At 40.4% G+C, this 17377-nt stretch carries 25 protein-coding genes; 17 read left to right on the forward strand and 8 right to left on the reverse strand.

All coding sequences use genetic code 11. The annotated features are described in order from the left end of the window. Nucleotides 1-229: 229 nt before the first annotated feature. The 4 genes from tsaE to tsaD are packed head-to-tail and all read left to right on the forward strand — an operon-like array spanning nt 230 to nt 2844. Complete coding sequence (gene tsaE, locus ACH0BF_RS20145; RefSeq protein ID WP_120036093.1) at nt 230-685, forward strand: tRNA (adenosine(37)-N6)-threonylcarbamoyltransferase complex ATPase subunit type 1 TsaE; 456 nt, start codon at nt 230-232, stop codon at nt 683-685. Continuing rightward, entirely contained in the window at nt 682-1380 is a 699-nt protein-coding gene (tsaB, locus tag ACH0BF_RS20150; RefSeq protein ID WP_120036094.1) for a tRNA (adenosine(37)-N6)-threonylcarbamoyltransferase complex dimerization subunit type 1 TsaB, read from the forward strand. The genes tsaE and tsaB overlap by 4 nt, the downstream gene beginning before the upstream one ends. A 1-nt stretch (nt 1381) precedes the next feature. Next, nucleotides 1382-1828: a ribosomal protein S18-alanine N-acetyltransferase gene (gene rimI, locus ACH0BF_RS20155; RefSeq protein ID WP_406910137.1), complete on the forward strand. Its 447-nt coding sequence runs from the start codon at nt 1382-1384 to the stop codon at nt 1826-1828. Continuing rightward, a complete protein-coding gene (tsaD, locus tag ACH0BF_RS20160) occupies nt 1828-2844 on the forward strand; it encodes a tRNA (adenosine(37)-N6)-threonylcarbamoyltransferase complex transferase subunit TsaD (protein ID WP_406910138.1) in 1017 nt (338 codons plus the stop codon). The genes rimI and tsaD overlap by 1 nt, the downstream gene beginning before the upstream one ends. Before the next feature lie 273 nt (nt 2845-3117). Here tsaD and ACH0BF_RS20165 read toward each other — a convergent pair whose 3' ends face one another. Then, nucleotides 3118-5040, reverse strand: a complete 1923-nt coding sequence (locus tag ACH0BF_RS20165) for an ABC-F family ATP-binding cassette domain-containing protein (protein ID WP_406910139.1) — start codon at nt 5038-5040, stop codon at nt 3118-3120. A gap of 191 nt (nt 5041-5231) precedes the next feature. Here ACH0BF_RS20165 and ACH0BF_RS20170 point away from each other — a divergent pair, with 191 nt between their 5' ends. From ACH0BF_RS20170 to tatC, 3 genes are read left to right on the forward strand one after another with little or no spacing between them, the layout of a single operon-like run. Beyond that, nucleotides 5232-5891: a redox-sensing transcriptional repressor Rex gene (locus ACH0BF_RS20170; RefSeq protein ID WP_120036097.1), complete on the forward strand. Its 660-nt coding sequence runs from the start codon at nt 5232-5234 to the stop codon at nt 5889-5891. Nucleotides 5892-5940: 49 nt separating this feature from the next. Then, nucleotides 5941-6117, forward strand: a complete 177-nt coding sequence (locus tag ACH0BF_RS20175; protein ID WP_120036098.1) for a twin-arginine translocase TatA/TatE family subunit — start codon at nt 5941-5943, stop codon at nt 6115-6117. A gap of 17 nt (nt 6118-6134) precedes the next feature. Further along, nucleotides 6135-6881: a twin-arginine translocase subunit TatC gene (tatC, locus tag ACH0BF_RS20180; protein ID WP_120036099.1), complete on the forward strand. Its 747-nt coding sequence runs from the start codon at nt 6135-6137 to the stop codon at nt 6879-6881. A gap of 67 nt (nt 6882-6948) precedes the next feature. Here tatC and ACH0BF_RS20185 read toward each other — a convergent pair whose 3' ends face one another. After that, complete coding sequence (locus ACH0BF_RS20185; RefSeq protein WP_120036100.1) at nt 6949-7149, reverse strand: YdiK family protein; 201 nt, start codon at nt 7147-7149, stop codon at nt 6949-6951. A gap of 30 nt (nt 7150-7179) precedes the next feature. Continuing rightward, nucleotides 7180-7917: a CPBP family intramembrane glutamic endopeptidase gene (locus ACH0BF_RS20190; RefSeq protein WP_120036101.1), complete on the reverse strand. Its 738-nt coding sequence runs from the start codon at nt 7915-7917 to the stop codon at nt 7180-7182. Between the two features lie 344 nt (nt 7918-8261). Between ACH0BF_RS20190 and groES the strand changes: the two genes are divergently transcribed. Further along, complete coding sequence (gene groES / locus ACH0BF_RS20195; protein WP_120036102.1) at nt 8262-8549, forward strand: co-chaperone GroES; 288 nt, start codon at nt 8262-8264, stop codon at nt 8547-8549. A gap of 54 nt (nt 8550-8603) precedes the next feature. Further along, complete coding sequence (gene groL, locus ACH0BF_RS20200; protein ID WP_340851307.1) at nt 8604-10232, forward strand: chaperonin GroEL; 1629 nt, start codon at nt 8604-8606, stop codon at nt 10230-10232. 85 nt (nt 10233-10317) lie between these two features. Here the strand turns inward: groL and ACH0BF_RS20205 are convergent, their stop codons facing one another. The 5 genes from ACH0BF_RS20205 to ACH0BF_RS20225 all read right to left on the reverse strand — a co-directional run bounded on the left by ACH0BF_RS20205 (nt 10318) and on the right by ACH0BF_RS20225 (nt 14030). Next, nucleotides 10318-11520 carry a site-specific integrase gene (locus ACH0BF_RS20205; protein WP_406910140.1) on the reverse strand — a complete coding sequence of 401 codons (1203 nt, stop codon included), beginning with the start codon at nt 11518-11520 and terminating at the stop codon, nt 10318-10320. A 401-nt stretch (nt 11521-11921) separates the two neighbouring features. Then, complete coding sequence (locus ACH0BF_RS20210) at nt 11922-12305, reverse strand: helix-turn-helix domain-containing protein (protein ID WP_406910141.1); 384 nt, start codon at nt 12303-12305, stop codon at nt 11922-11924. Between the two features lie 17 nt (nt 12306-12322). After that, the gene (locus ACH0BF_RS20215) at nt 12323-12868 is read right to left on the reverse strand and encodes an ImmA/IrrE family metallo-endopeptidase (protein WP_406910142.1); all 546 of its coding nucleotides are present in this window, start codon (nt 12866-12868) and stop codon (nt 12323-12325) included. A gap of 80 nt (nt 12869-12948) precedes the next feature. Continuing rightward, the gene (locus ACH0BF_RS20220) at nt 12949-13551 is read right to left on the reverse strand and encodes a DUF4352 domain-containing protein (RefSeq protein WP_406910143.1); all 603 of its coding nucleotides are present in this window, start codon (nt 13549-13551) and stop codon (nt 12949-12951) included. Between the two features lie 128 nt (nt 13552-13679). Continuing rightward, entirely contained in the window at nt 13680-14030 is a 351-nt protein-coding gene (locus ACH0BF_RS20225; protein WP_406910144.1) for a helix-turn-helix domain-containing protein, read from the reverse strand. A gap of 161 nt (nt 14031-14191) precedes the next feature. Here ACH0BF_RS20225 and ACH0BF_RS20230 point away from each other — a divergent pair, with 161 nt between their 5' ends. From ACH0BF_RS20230 to ACH0BF_RS20265, 8 genes are all read left to right on the forward strand, one after another. After that, nucleotides 14192-14434 (forward strand): helix-turn-helix domain-containing protein, encoded by a 243-nt coding sequence (locus ACH0BF_RS20230; RefSeq protein WP_406910145.1) that lies wholly within the window; start codon nt 14192-14194, stop codon nt 14432-14434. 12 nt (nt 14435-14446) lie between these two features. Further along, nucleotides 14447-14578 (forward strand): hypothetical protein, encoded by a 132-nt coding sequence (locus ACH0BF_RS20235; RefSeq protein ID WP_406910146.1) that lies wholly within the window; start codon nt 14447-14449, stop codon nt 14576-14578. Then, nucleotides 14579-14884 carry a helix-turn-helix domain-containing protein gene (locus ACH0BF_RS20240; RefSeq protein ID WP_406910147.1) on the forward strand — a complete coding sequence of 102 codons (306 nt, stop codon included), beginning with the start codon at nt 14579-14581 and terminating at the stop codon, nt 14882-14884. 64 nt (nt 14885-14948) lie between these two features. Continuing rightward, a complete protein-coding gene (locus ACH0BF_RS20245; protein WP_406910148.1) occupies nt 14949-15479 on the forward strand; it encodes a hypothetical protein in 531 nt (176 codons plus the stop codon). A 176-nt stretch (nt 15480-15655) separates the two neighbouring features. Next, a complete protein-coding gene (locus tag ACH0BF_RS20250) occupies nt 15656-15883 on the forward strand; it encodes a hypothetical protein (protein ID WP_406910149.1) in 228 nt (75 codons plus the stop codon). Next, a complete protein-coding gene (locus tag ACH0BF_RS20255; RefSeq protein ID WP_406910150.1) occupies nt 15873-16040 on the forward strand; it encodes a YqaI family protein in 168 nt (55 codons plus the stop codon). The genes ACH0BF_RS20250 and ACH0BF_RS20255 overlap by 11 nt, the downstream gene beginning before the upstream one ends. Nucleotides 16041-16138: 98 nt before the next feature. After that, nucleotides 16139-16339 carry a hypothetical protein gene (locus tag ACH0BF_RS20260; RefSeq protein ID WP_406910151.1) on the forward strand — a complete coding sequence of 67 codons (201 nt, stop codon included), beginning with the start codon at nt 16139-16141 and terminating at the stop codon, nt 16337-16339. A gap of 2 nt (nt 16340-16341) precedes the next feature. Next, complete coding sequence (locus ACH0BF_RS20265) at nt 16342-17199, forward strand: exodeoxyribonuclease X C-terminal domain-containing protein (RefSeq protein WP_406910152.1); 858 nt, start codon at nt 16342-16344, stop codon at nt 17197-17199. The last annotated feature ends 178 nt before the right edge of the window (nt 17200-17377 follow it).

The raw sequence follows: 17377 nt of genomic DNA on the forward strand, positions 1-17377 counted from the left end.
CGGTAGTTCAGTTGGTTAGAATGCCTGCCTGTCACGCAGGAGGTCGCGGGTTCGAGTCCCGTCCGGACCGCCATTTTGTTATAAGCTTTTACAACTAAGCGAAACTTTGTTTCGTTTCTTTTTTTATACAGCGATTTAAGATATACTATACTCAGCAAACTACCTTAGGATTAATGTTTCCTAAGGTTTTTTTACGACTACATATTATATGCGACAAGGGAGACTTTTTATGGACAGACTGAGACTTTCCACACAAAGTGCTGAACAAACCCAGTCTTTTGCAGAGAAGCTGGCTCATTTATTGGAACCGGGTTCTGTACTTTTGTTAGAAGGCGATTTAGGGGCTGGGAAAACAACTTTTACACAAGGCTTGGCAAAGGGATTAGGCATTAAGCGTAATGTAAATAGCCCAACCTTCACTATTATAAAAGAATATAAAGGCCGTCTGCCTCTTTACCATATGGATGTGTACCGGTTAACTGATGAGGAGGAAGATTTGGGGTTCGATGAGTACTTCTACGGAGATGGCGTGTGTGTAGTTGAGTGGGCTCATTTAATTGAACAGCAGCTTCCTGAACAATATTTAAAGGTTGTTATTTCTCATAAAGGGAACAATGAACGTGAAATCTCTCTGGAACCAAAAGGTGACAAGTATGTTAGGGTGAGTGAGGAGTTAGTGAAATGAAAGTGCTGGCAATTGATACATCTACTTATACACTGGGCGTGTCTCTTTCAGAGAATGAGCAGGTCATCGGTGAATACATGACAAATTTAAATAAGAATCATTCATTACGGGTCATGCCGGCCATTGAAGCTTTAATGAAGGAATGCGAAGTAAAACCGGCAGATCTAGATAAAATCATTGTGGCCAAGGGGCCAGGCTCCTACACAGGCGTACGCATTGGAGTAACCATCGCAAAAACTCTGGCTTGGTCGTTAAATATTCCTCTTGCAGGAGTATCCAGTCTAGCGGCTCTAGCAGCTTCTGCCTATTTTTATCCTTCTTATATTTCACCTGTTTTTGATGCGAGACGGGGCAGAGTGTACACCGGATTATACCGTTTTGAAAATGGAAAGCTAGCCGTTGTCGAGGAAGATCAGAATCTCGCCCTCAAAGATTGGTGTAACCAACTGAAGGAACTAAATGAGGAAGTCCTCTTTATCGGTCAGGATGTTCGTCTGCACGAAGAGGCCATACGGGAAGTATTAGCAGACCAAGCGTTGCTGAAAGGAGAGTATGCTTCTTCACCGCGGCCATCTGATCTTGCCCGCCTCGGCTTGCATGAACCTGCAGCTGATCTGCATTCTTTTGTTCCCAACTACATTCGTTTGGCAGAGGCGGAAACGAAGTGGCTGGAACAGCAAAGGGCGGAGAAATGAAATGAGTGAAATTGATATTCGGCTGATGACTGTGGACGATGTGGATAGGGTATATGAAGTTGAAAAAGTTAGTTTTACAGCACCTTGGACGAAAGAATCTTTTTTCAATGAGCTAACGAATAATTATTTTGCTGTGTATCACGTGGTTGAATATGAAGGCCAAATCATAGGTTACTGTGGAATGTGGCTCGTACTGGATGAATCGCAAGTTACCAATATCGCTATCCTCCCGGAGTTTCGTGGCAGAGGGTGGGGGGAGAAGCTACTCGTCGCTGTAATGAACACTGCCAGAAAGAGGGGAGCGTCTATCATGTCTTTAGAAGTACGTGTAAGCAACGAATCTGCTCAAAATTTATACAAAAAGCTGGGCTTCCAGCCAGGTGGGATTAGAAAAAATTATTATTCTGACAATCAGGAAGACGCATTAGTAATGTGGGTGAATTTATAATGAAAAAAGATATTTATATATTAGGATTAGAAACAAGCTGTGACGAAACGGCAGCAGCCATCATAAAGAATGGCCGGGAAATCGTATCTAATGTTGTTTCTTCGCAAATTGAAAGTCACAAACGCTTTGGCGGAGTTGTTCCTGAAATTGCGTCCCGGCATCATGTAGAGCAAATTACATTGGTCCTCGAGGAAACATTGCGTCAAGCCGATATGGCTTTTCAAGACCTCGATGCCATTGCCGTTACTAAAGGACCGGGTCTTGTGGGGGCTCTTTTGGTGGGAGTCAACGCGGCTAAAGCGTTAGCCTTTGCCCATCAGCTGCCACTTATAGGTGTTCATCACATAGCTGGCCATATTTACGCCAATCGTCTGATAAAAGAATTTGCTTTTCCGCTGCTGTCTCTCGTTGTGTCGGGTGGGCATACTGAGTTGGTACTTATGGAAGAGCACGGCAGTTTTCAAGTAATCGGTGAAACGCGTGATGATGCGGCAGGAGAAGCATATGATAAAGTAGCTCGAACATTGAACTTGCCTTATCCAGGCGGTCCTCACATTGATCGTCTTGCTGCTGAAGGAGAGCCAGTTATTGATTTTCCTAGAGCCTGGCTCGAAGAAGGGTCATATGATTTTAGTTTCAGCGGTCTAAAATCAGCAGTTATCAACACTCTCCACAATGCAGAACAACGAAGACAAGAATTGAGACCGGAAGATGTAGCTGCTAGCTTTCAGCAAAGCGTGATCGAAGTTTTAACAGCGAAAACCATAAGAGCAGCAAAGGAATATAAAGTGAAGCAAGTACTGCTAGCCGGCGGGGTTGCTGCGAATAGAGGGTTGAGAAAGGCCTTGGAAGAACAGTTTGCCGAACTCGAGGATATCGAACTGATTATTCCGCCGTTAAGTCTTTGTACCGATAATGCAGCTATGATTGCCGCTGCGGGAACCATTCTATATGAGCAGGGAAAATTTGAAGATTTGGCGATGAATGGCTATCCAGGACTGGATATCGAACAATAATAAAATAAAAAGAAAGGACTGTTTTTCCACTAGTAACGCCCTAATGGAAAAACAGTCCTTTTTACTTGTTCACAAGCTGTGAATAACATGTGTATAAAAAGGTTATTCTGTGGAAAAGTCCTTTTTAAACTGCTGGAAAGCTTGTGTGTTTTGTGGATAAAATCGATTATTTTTGTGGATAATGTGTAAAAGTAATTAGGAATCAAGAAAACCGGCATGTTAGTTTGTGGGTAAGTCTGTGTATAAACGTCACAGCAGCCAATGGATTAGAGCCTACTCATGAAGAGTTTCCCACTCTTGCATAAGCTGCTCAATTTCTGTTTGACAAGCTTCGGTTTTTTTCTGAAGTTCCAATGACTTTTCATGATCCTGAAAGATTTCTGGCTGGCAAAGCAAGTCTTCGGCTTCTTCGAGCTCTGCTTCTAGGCTTTCAATTCTTTCTTCTATTTCTTCAATACGTCGGCGTTTCTGACGCTCTTTTTTCTTTTGCTCTTTATCTATATGGTAGTTGGATGAATCAGACGGTACGACTTCTTCAACGATTGGCAAAGAGGATTTTTCCAATTCAGCCAGCTCTTTTTGCTCTTGTTTTTTCGCGACATAATAATCATAATCCCCAAGATACTCAGTCATGCCATTATCGGACATTTCAATGACTTTTGAGGCAATACGATTGATGAAATATCGGTCATGGGAAACGAATAAAAGCGTCCCAGGATAATCAATCAACGCATTTTCTAACACTTCTTTGCTATCTAGATCAAGGTGGTTGGTTGGCTCGTCCAAAATAAGAAAATTAGCTTTTTGCATCATGAGCTTGGCAAGAGCCAGCCGTGCTTTTTCGCCACCGCTTAATGCATGAACCGGCTTTAGAACGTCATCTCCTGAAAAGAGGAAGTTGCCGAGCACTGTACGTATTTCTTTCTCATCACTGGAAGGGTAGTCATCCCATAATTCGTTTAATACGGTTTTATTAGAAGTTAAGTTGGCCTGTTCCTGATCATAATAGCCAATGAATACGTTAGCACCGAGAGAAAATTCTCCAGCTAATGGCCGCAGTTTATCCACAATTGTTTTGAGAAAAGTAGATTTACCAGCACCGTTTGGTCCGACGAGTGCCGTGCTCTCTTCACGTTGTATATACAGATTGAGATTTTGGGCAACTCTTTCTTCATCATAACCAATAGCAAGATTGTTTACTTTTAACACTTCATTGCCGCTCTGTTTTTCAATTTGAAACATAATATTGGCCGATTTTTCATCGCCATCCGGACGTTCCATCCGTTCCATCCGTTCAAGCTGCTTGCGGCGGCTTTGGGCTCTTTTTGTTGTCGAAGCCCGGGCAATATTGCGCTGGATGAAGTCTTCCAGCTTCGCTACCTGCTCCTGTTGCTTTTCAAACAGCTTCATATCTTTTTCGTATTGTTCGGCCTTCTGTTCTAAATAGTTACTGTAATTCCCATGAAATTTTTTAATGTGCTGCCGAGAGATTTCGTATACTTGGTTTACAACTTTATCAAGGAAGTAACGGTCATGGGACACGATCAAAATAGCGCCGTTGTAGCCCTGCAAATATTGTTCCAGCCAGGAAAGTGTATCAATGTCTAAATGGTTCGTCGGCTCGTCCAAAATAAGAATGTCGGGTTTTGTCAATAATAGCTTTCCCAGTGCGAGCCTCGTTTTTTGGCCGCCACTTAAAGTAGAGATTTTCGTTTCATAGTCAAAATCATGAAAGTTCAAGCCATGCAAAACCGAACGGATATCTGCTTCGAACTGATAGCCGCCGGACTCTTTAAATTCATTTTGCAGCAAATCATATTCCTTGGTGACTCTTTCATATTGGCTGGCATCTCCGTAAACAGCGGGATCCGCCATTCGCTCTTCCAGATGCCGCAGCTGCTTTTCCATGCTGCGCAAATGCGAGAAGACGGAAAGCATTTCATCCATGATTGATAAATCAGATTCCAGCCCGGTGTTTTGAGCAAGATAGCCGATTGTCGCATCTTTCGGCTTTAAGATATTTCCGGAATCATAAGAGAGGATACCGGCGATTATTTTTAAAAGAGTGGATTTTCCTGCTCCGTTTCTACCAACTAGAGCGATCCGGTCTCTTGTTTGTACTTCAAGTTTAATATTCGACAAAATGAGCTCTGCGCCGAAGTATTTTGTAAGCTGTTGTACTTGCAGTAAAATCATTCTTCTCACCTCAGTTTTCTACTTATTAGTGTAGCTGATTCTATAGGCCTGGGCAATTCTCTTTCACCCTTTCTGGGCGATAGAAAGGAAATAAAGTTGAAAGACAAGCCGTGCAAAATATTGTATGATGGAAGGAGTGATTGAATCGAAAGGTTATCAGTTTGGAAACAGCAAGCGCTGGGGGTATAAATATGAACCATGATCCATTAAGGATTCCGCAGGCGACGGCCAAGCGTCTGCCATTGTATTACAGATTTATCCAAAACCTGCATTCTTCTGGCAAGCAGCGGGTCTCATCGGCAGAATTAAGCGAAGCAGTAAAAGTAGATTCGGCGACGATTCGCCGCGATTTTTCTTATTTTGGAGCACTTGGTAAGAAGGGATACGGCTATAATGTCAGCTATTTATTGTCGTTCTTTCGCAAAACACTTGATCAAGATGAAATAACAAATGTAGCTCTTATTGGGGTAGGAAATTTAGGAACCGCTTTTTTGAATTATAACTTTATGAAGAATAACAATACGAAAATACAAATAGCCTTCGATGTAGATGAGGGAAAAGTAGGCAAGACGATTGGGGATGTTCCAATTTATCATCTGGATAATCTGGAAGAGAAACTACAATCAAAGGAGGTACCAGTAGCTATTTTGACGGTTCCTTCTACTGTGGCCCAAGGCATTACAGACCGTCTTGTGGAATGCAATATTAAAGGCATCTTGAATTTCACACCTGCGAGACTGAACGTTCCTCCAATGATTCGAGTGCATCACATTGATCTGGCTGTTGAACTGCAATCGTTAGTTTATTTTTTAAAGAATTATCCGGATGTCTCGGAAGAAAAGTCGGAATAGAATTATGCCGAAAAATCGGTTATGATGGAGGAAAGGAGGTGCTGCATAAATGGGATTAAGTGTAGGCAGTATTATATTGATTGCTGGAGCAGCAATATTAATCTTCGGACCGAAAAAACTCCCTGAGCTTGGACGCGCGGCAGGCGACACGTTGAAAGAATTTAAGAATGCCACGAAAGGGCTGGCGGACGACGATAAACCAGAGGATAAGAAGGATCCTCAGTAAGGTTAGGATGAATGACAATGAGTCGACAAGACATGACAATATATGAACACATTGGCGAGTTGCGGAAACGGCTCATTATAGTAATCGCTTTCTTATTCCTCACTATGATTGCCGGTTTGTTTCTGGCTGAGCCGATTATCCGCTATTTGCAGCATGCGGACGAAGCGCAGGAATTAACAATGAACGCTTTCCGTGTGACAGATCCTATAAAGATTTATTTTCAAATGGCTTTTGTCATCGCTTTTGTATTGACTAGCCCTATGATTCTTTATCAGTTGTGGGCATTCGTAAGCCCAGGACTGCTTGAGAAAGAGAGAAAGGTAACGCTTAGCTACATCCCGTTATCCTTGCTGCTATTTCTCGCCGGAATTGCTTTTTCTTATTTTATTTTATTTCCGTATATCATTCATTTCATGATGAAGTTATCCGGAAACTTGCAAATTGAGCAGGTTATTGGCATTAACGAGTATTTTCAATTCTTATTTCAAATTACACTTCCATTCGGCATCTTGTTTCAGCTGCCGGTTGTTACAATGTTTTTGACAAGGCTGGGGATTATTACACCTATGTTTCTTGCGCAAATTCGCCGCTATGCTTACTTTGTTCTGCTAGTGGTAGCAGGGCTTATTACGCCGCCGGATGTGATATCACAGATTATCGTGATGATTCCATTAGTTATTCTTTATGAGATCAGCATTTGGATCTCAAAGATTAGCTATAAAAAAACATTGCAGGCCGAACTGGAAGCGGAAAATGCAGAATAAAATAAGGCTGTCCAAAAAAAGAGCCGAACTTCCGCAAGAGCGAAAGTCAGCCTTTTAGAGAACAGCCTTATTTTTTTTCGTTGCTTTTCAAGCGCCAATACATAAAGAGCAGGCGAATGCCGGAACCAATATCCATCGTTGCCAGCAAGATGAGCAAGTAAGTGAAAAAGCCAAAGCCCCCCGTGTTGACATCTTGAATGGCTAAATAAGTAAAGAACGCGCCGAGAATAAGATAAAAAATCCCGGTCGTTAACGGTGATTGTTTCATTAAATTCCTCCAAATTTTAAAGCTATAAGCCTAAAAAAGCCAAGTAATAAAGCTTTGTATTTTTTCCGTTTCTTTCATCATCCGCTCTAATTCATCCGCATAAAAATATTGCACGACAATGACCAAGGAATTCATAGCCACATGGGCGAATATAGGAACAAGCAGTCTTTTTGTTTTTACATATAGAAAAGCAAACGTGAATCCCATCGATGAGTACAGAATGACATGTTCAGGTTCAGCATGAGCAAGGGCAAAAATAACGGAGCTGATCAAAGCGGATAGCCAGAAAGGAAACTTCTCATACAAGCTTCCAAAAATAATCTTTCTAAAAACGATTTCCTCTAAAATCGGACCGAAAATGGCAGTGGCAACCATCATCAATGGGACAAGCTCAATAATATGAATAATCGTTTCTGTGTTTTCGGACCCCATGTTAATTCCTAAAGCCGTTTCGATAGCGACGGCAATTCGCTGGCCAAACAAGGCGAGAAAGATGCCCGCCACTGCCCAAAAGATGGAAGGTCCCACCGGCAGTGGAGTCATCCGTTCAAGACGGCTGTTTCTGGTATCTTTCCGAAGGAGAAGCAATACAATAATCAGGGTGACCATGAAGCTGAACACCAGCCAATAGCCGGGAATAAGATTTTTCAGCGTTTGCGGATCACCTCCAAGGGCAAGCCCTGCTTTAAATAAAAGCAGAGGAGCAACCAGCCCCAACAGCTGCATTAAAATATAAGCGATTAAAATATAACCATATGTCTTCTTCAAATGAAAAGAGCTCCTTTATTTTAAGAGTGGAAGCGCCTGTTCAGCCGCACAGCTGGAACTTTGAGCGACTGGGCGCTGGAATAGATAATCATACAAGCATAGGGAAAGCCTGAGAAGCTGAAATCTAATAGTACTTAAAGAGTATTTTACTAATAAACAGACGATCATTCAAACGGAAGGGATTGTCACTATTTTCTCCCATTTAAAAAATGATTTGTAAAAAAAATTACTTCTCCCTTGCAAAAAAAAATCATTTTATTTATTATATTAATTGGGTTAGCACTCTTCATATGAGAGTGCTAATAAATAAAAACATTACATATATTCCAAGGAGGTTGTTTCACTTGTTAAAACCACTAGGTGATCGCGTAGTAATTGAGCTGGTTGAATCAGAGGAAAAAACAGCCAGTGGCATTGTATTGCCAGATTCAGCGAAAGAAAAACCACAAGAAGGGAAAATTGTGGCAGTCGGCAACGGACGTGTACTTGAAAGCGGAGAAAGAGTAGCGCTTGAAGTAGCTGTTGGCGACCGTATCATCTTCTCTAAATATGCTGGTACAGAGGTGAAATACGAAGGCAAAGAATTATTAATCCTTCGTGAAAGCGACATCCTTGCTGTAACAGGTGAATAATTAACAAATACTTATCTATTTTAAATAACTTAAATAATCAGGGAGGTTTTTCATATGGCTAAAGAGATTAAATTTAGCGAAGAAGCACGCCGCGCAATGCTTCGCGGGGTAGATCAGCTGGCGGATGCCGTAAAAGTAACTCTTGGACCTAAAGGACGCAACGTGGTTCTTGAGAAAAAATTTGGTTCACCGCTTATCACAAATGATGGTGTGACAATCGCGAAAGAAATCGAACTGGAAGATGCATTCGAAAACATGGGTGCGAAGCTTGTTGCTGAAGTAGCAAGCAAAACAAACGACGTAGCTGGTGACGGTACAACTACGGCGACAGTTCTTGCGCAAGCAATGATCAGCGAAGGCTTGAAAAACGTAACAGCAGGCGCAAACCCTGTTGGCGTGCGTAAAGGAATGGACCTTGCTGTTCAAACAGCTGTGGAAGCATTAAAAGAAATCTCTAAGCCAATCGAGGGCAAAGAGTCTATCGCACAAGTTGCAGCGATTTCATCTGCTGATGAAGAAGTTGGCCAATTGATTGCCGAAGCGATGGAGCGCGTTGGCAACGACGGCGTTATCACAATCGAAGAATCAAAAGGATTCACTACAGAGCTTGACGTAGTAGAAGGTATGCAATTCGACCGCGGCTACGCTTCTCCATATATGGTAACAGATTCTGATAAAATGGAAGCTGTTCTTGAAAATCCATATATCTTAATCACAGATAAGAAGATTGCAAGCATTCAAGAAGTACTTCCTGTACTTGAGCAAGTAGTTCAACAAAGCAGACCGCTTTTAATCATCGCTGAAGACGTAGAAGGCGAAGCTTTGGCTACACTCGTAGTGAACAAACTTCGTGGTACATTCAACGCTGTAGCGGTAAAAGCACCTGGATTCGGCGATCGCCGTAAAGCAATGCTTGAAGATATCGCTGTATTAACTGGCGGTGAAGTGATCACTGAAGATTTAGGTCTAGATCTTAAATCTGCAAATATCACTCAACTTGGACGCGCAGCAAAAGTAGTTGTTTCTAAAGAAAACACAACGATCGTTGAAGGAGCAGGAGACTCTGCCCAAATCGAAGCCCGCGTCAACCAAATCCGCGTTCAATTAGACGAAACAACGTCTGAATTCGACCGCGAAAAATTACAAGAGCGCTTAGCAAAATTAGCTGGCGGCGTAGCTGTGATCAAAGTGGGAGCAGCGACAGAAACAGAACTAAAAGAACGCAAACTTCGCATTGAAGACGCATTGAACGCTACTCGTGCAGCTGTTGAAGAAGGAATCGTTTCTGGTGGTGGTACAGCACTTGTAAACGTATATAACAAAGTAGCTGCATTGGAAACAGAAGGCGATGTAGCAACTGGTGTGAAAATCGTTCTTCGTGCGCTTGAAGAGCCAATCCGCCAAATTGCCTTCAACGCAGGCCTTGAAGGATCTGTCGTTGTCGATCGCTTAAAACGCGAAGAAGTAGGCATCGGCTTCAACGCAGCAACTGGCGAGTGGGTAAACATGATCGACACTGGTATTGTTGACCCTACGAAAGTAACTCGCTATGCGCTTCAAAACGCAGCATCTGTTGCTTCTATGTTCTTAACAACTGAAGCAGTCGTTGCTGACAAGCCAGAAGAAAACGCTGGTGGCGGCATGGGTATGCCGGACATGGGCGGCATGGGCGGCATGATGTAATTCAGCCCTAAAAACCTTATAATATAGGCTTTTAACAAAACGGCACCTCATTTTTGGTGCCGTTTTGGTGCCTTAATAGATTTTTTTATCCTTTTTCGAGGCTTCTCATGAGTTCGCCGAACCTTTGGGAAGCTTCTTTTTTTCGATCTTTCGTGATGTGCAAATAAACCTGTGTAGTGGTTTCATCCTCTGTGTGTCCCAGTCGGTCCATAATTTGAAGCAATTCCACACCAGCTTCTGCTAGAAGAGAAGTATGGGTATGACGCAAGGAATGAGGTGTAAGACGCTTCCGGATAGAAGGTGTTTTCTTCAGGAGACTTTCCATACGGTTTTGAATGGTCTTAATAAAGTGTGGATAGCCAAAATAAGGAGCATTTAGTCTACCAAACACAAAATCCTGATCATAGTAATCCTTACCTACCTGCAGCTTAATTTCTTTTTGTTTAAGCATATGTTTTCTTAAAGTACTGATTACTTCTTCTTCCACGTCAATCTTTCGTATAGATCCCTCCGTTTTCGGTGGAAGTAATTTATATGCTTTGGTATTGTTTGAGGGGTTATAATATGTTTTCGTTATATTGATTGTCTGTTCGTCAAAGTCTATATCCTTCCATTTGAGAGCTACTAATTCCCCAGCTCGAAGCCCTGTCCAGGCGAGCGTTAAAAATATGACGTAATCATCAATCTCCCCGTGTTTTTTTGCTGTCTCCAAAAACTCTTTAAGTTCATGTTTCTCCAAATATTTATCCTGCACATTTTGATTTTCTATATCTTCAACGGTTTTTTTATCCTTTGGAATAAAGGCATACTCTGTTGGATCCACAAGCAGCAAATCTTGTTCCATAGCTCTTTTAAAAATCATTCGACCGGTACCGTGTATGCCGGATATAGTGTTATGCGCCAACTCTTTATTTTTCTTTAAATCCTTTAAGGCATTTTGATACATCTTTTTCGTAATGTCTTTAATTTTGTACTTGGCAAAATACCGATTTAAATGCCCAATTTCATGTTTTCGGACTCTAATGGTACTAATCTTTACATCTGTTTCGCTATACGTATCGAGCCATTCTTCAGCCATTTCCTCAAATGTGATATTGCCTTTAGTGTTTAATTGTCTAATTCCCAACTGGTACTCTAATTCCTTTGCTGCTTCTTTTGCCTCTTTTTGCTTTAGAAATCCACGTTTTACAACACGCCGGCGAGCACCGGTTTGAGGATCCTTTCCATTTTCTATGATAATCATCCAGCGCTCGCCTTTAGCTGTGTCATATTTCTTAATTAGTGCCACGGTACTCTCCTCCTCCTGGCTTTACTGTTATGTTTAAGTGTTTGATAATCTTCTGTAGCATTCAAGTCATAAGAGGCTACAAATAGCCTTTCTGAGCTTCCAAAATCATATGAGTGGAATACAAAGATGTAGTCATTGACCTCAGATTTAGTTTTATCAGGAATATATGTTCTGTTTGAAGGTAAAAAAATTAATCTCTCTTAGGTAGTCGAGATTCAACAGTACATTCGCTTACTTTTCGTGGTGTTCTATCACCAACTAATTCCCCGTAAAGTTCACCATCTTTCATGTATACTCTCTCGAAAACTGGAATTCTAATTAATTCATGTTTAACAGGATTTTTTAACGCCTTTTGTCTCAACTTTTCTGCTCTTTTCATTTCAAATTCAGAAAGCATATTATCAGTCCTTTATAAAGTTATTTGGTTCTTCAGTTTCTGTATTGGCGAGATACCATTCCATATAAAGAGAGTCATCACTGGCCATAAGAGCAATCTTCGTTATTTCTTCTTCCGATAAATCTTGGATTCCATTGATATGAAAGCCTTCAAATTCATCGGAAATGTCAATGATTTCAGTAGGGTTGTCTGTTTTGCCTATGAGATAGCATAAAGAAACCTCATAGAATTCAGTCAGCTTTATCACGTGAGAAATATCAGGAATTCTTTTACCTTGTTCATAGGCTTCTAAAGCATCCCGACTCAGGTTCACTTTACGGGAAATCTCTATCAATGAAAGCTTTTTTTGTAGCCTTAAATTCTTTAAACGTTTTGCGAGAATGGACACTGTAAAACACCTCTTGTTTATTTTTTTTGATTGATAGCTTCAATCTGGTAATAGCGAATGGGGTTGAAAACACGCTCATAGAATACAAAACTCTCTTTTTGCAATAACCAACGTTCAAGCCTCTGAGCGGCAAACTCAAATTCAACATTGAAGGTCCTCGAAATCACTTCAATAACTTCACTTTTTCTCCAAGGAAATGATATTTGTTCTAACATGAAAGTAGGAACACAAAAGTGATACATAAAGTTTGTTGCCTGTCTCTCTTGTAGCAATCGAAAAGAAGAAGGCATCCCATATTGATCACCAACATGTCTTAAAATGTGAGAAAGCTCATGGGAGAAATCTTGCCACTTTTGTTGAGAAGTCAAGTTTTCATTAAGCATAATTCTTGCCTGTTCTTCATAAAAGGAGGCTTCGCTGGGGAAGTCCCAGTGATATATGCGTACTTTTAATTTTTCAGCGATTACTTTCATATCGATTTGGTTAGGAGAGTAAATAGAAAGATAATAATATAGTTCTTTTACATAGTCTTCTAATGGCGTGTAATAATAAAAACTGTCCATTGGCTTCACCTCATAATTCATTGTAGGAATGTATGTTCGATTGAAGGTTGAAAGAAAACCCCACAAGAGTGGGGATCCCTTTATTGCAAATTAATCACTTCTGTTTCGGTTCCGAAAACGCCTGTTTGCACTTGCAATTGCAGATCGTTAGCTTCTGCAATTTCTGGAGAAACATCAAAAACAACCTTTCCGGCCATTTCTAAATCAGGGTTTAATTCCTGTAAGAAGAAACTGTTATCAATCGATCCGTCTTCTTTTTGATTAGCAGACATGCTTCCTTCCGCATCCGCTTCATACGTCTTTTCGCCGCGTTTAAGTTTAAAGAAGCTACTATCTACTGTTACTGCTTCATTTCCATTATTCTTTAAAGTTACATCTAATACAAGGTATTTTCCGCCTGCTTTTGTCGGAAGAACAGAAGGTCCTACCTGATCAGCAGTAGATTTCCCATTCACTGTATAAACCATTTTTCCTACTTTTACTTCTTCACCAATTTTGTAAGCTTTTTTCTCTTCTTTTTTCGGTTTATCTTTAGTGTTTTCTGTTGGCTCTGTGCTTGTTTCTACACTATCTTCACTTGACTCTGTTGCACTGTCATCTCCACCACCCATGGCACCGATTATAGCGCCAAGGACAATTAAAACTATAAAACCTAAGCAACCAAATTTGAAAAATTTCTTCATTTCTTTCTTTCCCCTCTTTCTTGATGTATATACCAAGTACATTTCTACCATTTAGAAAGTGCACTATTTACCTCTAAAACTGCTAATAATTACCTTAAGAGATTAAATAAATACACGCCCAAGGCGTGTTATTCTTCATCCTTAATGATCTCCCATAACTTTTTTAATTTACGCAAACGGTCTTCAGGGCTTTTAGGGAGCTCTTTATACCAGTTTTGAAGTTCTGGATCGTTTGTAAAAGCAATGAAGGCAGGGTCATTTAAAGACTCGGAATCAGGATTATCCGATATACCAAGGAGATAGTCACTAGAGCAATCAAAAATCTCAGACAATTTCTTTACATCGTCATGGTCTGGGTTGGTGTAATTTCTCTCCCAGTTAGAAATGACCTGTGGAGATACGTTAACTTTGTTGGCTAATTCTCTTTGAGTCAGACCACTTTTCTTTCGTAATTCACGAATTCTATTATTAATAGTCATAAAAAGTGCTCCTTTCACTAGAATATTATCACCAACTAACGGAATATGATATAAAAATAACGGTTTTTGAGATTTTATTAATAAAATCAGTTGACATTAACGGTAAACGTTAGTATATTGTAAGTAACGGAAAACGTTAGTTGATAAACGGAGGTGATACTATGGTAAATATTAACGTAGCAAAGATAAGAGAAGCGAAAGGCGTTACTAAGACTCATTTAGCAAAGGCCCTTGGTCTTTCTTTACAAGGTTATAGATATCTGGAATCTGGTGAAACTAAACTGGATGTAGAACGTCTTAAAACTATTGCAATTGTATTAGATGTAGATGTGGCTGTTTTTTTTAATGATAAATTAACGGATTCCGTTATAAAGAATATGCAGTTAAATAAAAAAGCTATTTAAGGAGGAATCGAATTGAATCAACTCGTCTTTATTAAAAACAACAAGGCAGTAACGGATATCTTAACGGTTGCAGAAGTGTTCAATAAACGTCACGACATTGTTATCCACGGCATCGAAAACTGGATTCCAAGGAAGGTGAGCTAAATGTCTAAAGCAATTATCACATTCGATGAGCTAGAAGCAAACCTATTCAGCGCCCGCATGGAAGAACTTTTTCAGCAAGCTTATGAAAAAGGAGTGGACGATGGAATGAAGCGCTTCTCTTATCCACCTGTTCTAACTAATAAACATCTGGCGGAGATTCTTCAAATCAAACCGCCAACTGTAACCAAAGTTACATCTAATCCTTCATTCCCACGTTTGAAAAATATTCAAGCCCGATATCCACGGGACGAAGTATTTGAATGGATTAAACGTAACACGTCATTTTTAAACGATATATCAGCTTGATTCTATTGTAATGACACTTTATGTATTTACCAATTTACAACTGAATACAAAGGGGGAGATTAGCTTGGTTTTAAAACAAGCGGCAGAAGTAGGGGATGCTGTTAAAGCGCTTCTAACAGAAGAAGAACTTACAGTTGAGCAAATGTCAATGGATTTAAATATTTCTAAACAGTTAGGAAGTCACATTAAAAATGATCGTCGGAGAATGCAGCAGGATATTGCAAAACAGTCGATCCGGGTGTATGAAGACAGCCCGGAATACATAGGGGAGCTACTGTATGAGTTTTCTGATGGTTATACCTCACCTGTTCTAAAAGGACCAGCTATTGAACGGCACAGACTTGCGGTGGAAGCGAATGCAGAAAGAGAACTCAGTGAAGCGCTAGAAAAGATTCGCACTGTCTGTCTGGCCAAGCCACCCAGCATTGTTGATGAGAACGAAAAAGAAGGTATTGCTCAACTGATGGACGAGCTGTTAGAAGCCAGGGCGTTCATCGACAATTTGAACATGATGCTTGAAAAAGATTACGGGATTCCTATTAAGAAACGGATCAGGAAGTTACTGCCACAATGGAAAGCTAAAGGGTGGATTTAATGAAAAGTTTGCAGAAAACAGAAAAGAAGAAAGATATTGAAGCTATCATTCAACGGTTAATAGATCAGGGCATACCGGTAGAGCGAGTATCACGTGTTGATTAGGAGGATGAAGAATGATCAAAGTGTTATTGATCTTTACAGCAATTGTTGTCGCCTATTACTGGGGCTTAGCCAATGGAGAATCGGAAAAAGATCAAAAATAAAAGCGGCAAGCTAATTGAGGTAGCTCACCGCGTAATACCACTGAACAACCTTATTATAACACATTTTCCAACTGATGGGCACTTATTTAGGTGCTCATCGTCAGCGACCGGAACGGGCTTCTCCCCTGTGCCTGATCAGTTCCGGCTGCTGACGATGGACATCATCCGTCAGAAAGAAGGTGAAATAAATGAATATTGAGAAGGTCGCAGATCATCCTATTGAGGATCTGTTTGGAGAAGAGATATGTGCGGATGATTTATATTTCATTATGCCAAATGGAGAGATCGTACTTAGCCACAACTTAGGTGATTATATGATCAAGCATTTAGGTGCTACTGAAAAACAAGCAAAATAAAAGACTCCTGTTAGCGGCAGGAGTCCAAAGATTTCAAAATATGTAATTACTGACATTGTAACACAATATACAGTGCCAGTAAAGCGGGAGTGAATACAATGAACATTTGCTTGCAATCATCTTTTTTAAATACAAAAAAGATTTGTCCAGAAATGGCTGATAGTCAAGCACTAAATATGACATATATCGGCTTAACCCATGCAATAGCCGACTCTGGCTCTCATGATGATTTGGTCAGGCTATCTAAGCAGTACGAAGAATTAATCAATATATATGTCTTGAAAAAGGAGGCGAGCTAAGAATGTCTAACTTAGCAGCCTCTCAGCAAAATTCATCCTTATCTCTAATCGATTCTGTGGATGTAAGTGCTGTACAAACCACATTAGCTAAGATTAATCAATTTCAATTGGTTGTTCAAAACACACTGAAAGCAAATCATGATTATGGGATTATCCCTGGTACTAGTAAGCCTACATTGCTTAAACCAGGAGCGGAAAAGATTCAAATGCTTTTTGGTGTTACAAGCGAATATGAAGTGGTTGAACGTATCCAGGATTATGACAAAGGCTTTTTCGCTTTTACGGTATGCTGCCGAATTTATAAGAACGATATGAAGATCACAGAAGGCGTTGGACATTGTAATACTCGTGAGAAAAAGTACGTTAAGCAAGATCCATATTCCATGGCTAATACATGCTTGAAAATGGCCAAAAAGAGAGCGCAAATCGATGCGACTCTAACTATTGCCAGCTTATCAGAATTGTTTACACAGGATGCGGAGGATATGCAAGGCTATCTGCAAAAGGAACAAATTGAAACCATGACACCACAGGATGCTGGGGCCATAAAGCTGAAATTTGGTAAGCACAAAGGGAAAACATTAGGAGAGATTTATCGATCAAATAAAGACTATCTTGAGTGGTTAGCTGGTCAGGATCGAACAGATGCCGCGATTAAGAAAGCCATTGAAATTATGTTTGCTGCAGTCGATGAAAAAAGATCAAATCCAAAGCAACAGAAACCGCCTCAGCAACAGGATCGCGGTCAAACATCCAAAGGAGCAAATTCAAAAAAATCTATGAACAACAATATGGAAAATCAGCCGTTTGATAATGAACCCTTTGTAATCAGTGATGAGGATCTTCCTTTCAACTTATGATGCTTAACAACAATGTTCCTTATAAGGTCGTTATTCCTGATTGGTGTAAAACAAAAGCTTCTACAAATGCAGAGTATTTACAAAACATCAAAAGGTATATGAGTGTCAGCTATCCAGACCGGAAAATTTTAGGGATTGCAAATGGATTTGTTAAATGTGAAAGAAAATTTTGAGGAGT

The sequence above is a fragment of the Pseudobacillus sp. 179-B 2D1 NHS genome, from assembly GCF_045370945.1.
Classification (GTDB): domain Bacteria; phylum Bacillota; class Bacilli; order Bacillales; family Domibacillaceae; genus Pseudobacillus.

Excerpts from the sequence above, each read along its gene's own strand:
- tsaB (WP_120036094.1), top strand. The coding sequence starts at position 682 with ATGAAAGTGCTGGCAATTGATACATCTACTTATACACTGGGCGTGTCT.
- ACH0BF_RS20165 (WP_406910139.1), bottom strand. The coding sequence starts at position 5,040 with ATGATTTTACTGCAAGTACAACAGCTTACAAAATACTTCGGCGCAGAG.
- ACH0BF_RS20220 (WP_406910143.1), bottom strand. The coding sequence starts at position 13,551 with ATGAAGAAATTTTTCAAATTTGGTTGCTTAGGTTTTATAGTTTTAATT.
- ACH0BF_RS20260 (WP_406910151.1), top strand. The coding sequence starts at position 16,139 with ATGAACATTTGCTTGCAATCATCTTTTTTAAATACAAAAAAGATTTGT.
- ACH0BF_RS20175 (WP_120036098.1), top strand. The coding sequence starts at position 5,941 with ATGGGATTAAGTGTAGGCAGTATTATATTGATTGCTGGAGCAGCAATA.
- ACH0BF_RS20185 (WP_120036100.1), bottom strand. The coding sequence starts at position 7,149 with ATGAAACAATCACCGTTAACGACCGGGATTTTTTATCTTATTCTCGGC.
- ACH0BF_RS20170 (WP_120036097.1), top strand. The coding sequence starts at position 5,232 with ATGAACCATGATCCATTAAGGATTCCGCAGGCGACGGCCAAGCGTCTG.
- ACH0BF_RS20230 (WP_406910145.1), top strand. The coding sequence starts at position 14,192 with ATGGTAAATATTAACGTAGCAAAGATAAGAGAAGCGAAAGGCGTTACT.
- ACH0BF_RS20215 (WP_406910142.1), bottom strand. The coding sequence starts at position 12,868 with ATGGACAGTTTTTATTATTACACGCCATTAGAAGACTATGTAAAAGAA.
- rimI (WP_406910137.1), top strand. The coding sequence starts at position 1,382 with ATGAGTGAAATTGATATTCGGCTGATGACTGTGGACGATGTGGATAGG.
- tsaD (WP_406910138.1), top strand. The coding sequence starts at position 1,828 with ATGAAAAAAGATATTTATATATTAGGATTAGAAACAAGCTGTGACGAA.
- ACH0BF_RS20225 (WP_406910144.1), bottom strand. The coding sequence starts at position 14,030 with ATGACTATTAATAATAGAATTCGTGAATTACGAAAGAAAAGTGGTCTG.
- groL (WP_340851307.1), top strand. The coding sequence starts at position 8,604 with ATGGCTAAAGAGATTAAATTTAGCGAAGAAGCACGCCGCGCAATGCTT.
- ACH0BF_RS20250 (WP_406910149.1), top strand. The coding sequence starts at position 15,656 with ATGGAGAATCGGAAAAAGATCAAAAATAAAAGCGGCAAGCTAATTGAG.
- ACH0BF_RS20240 (WP_406910147.1), top strand. The coding sequence starts at position 14,579 with ATGTCTAAAGCAATTATCACATTCGATGAGCTAGAAGCAAACCTATTC.
- ACH0BF_RS20265 (WP_406910152.1), top strand. The coding sequence starts at position 16,342 with ATGTCTAACTTAGCAGCCTCTCAGCAAAATTCATCCTTATCTCTAATC.
- ACH0BF_RS20255 (WP_406910150.1), top strand. The coding sequence starts at position 15,873 with ATGAATATTGAGAAGGTCGCAGATCATCCTATTGAGGATCTGTTTGGA.
- tsaE (WP_120036093.1), top strand. The coding sequence starts at position 230 with ATGGACAGACTGAGACTTTCCACACAAAGTGCTGAACAAACCCAGTCT.
- tatC (WP_120036099.1), top strand. The coding sequence starts at position 6,135 with ATGAGTCGACAAGACATGACAATATATGAACACATTGGCGAGTTGCGG.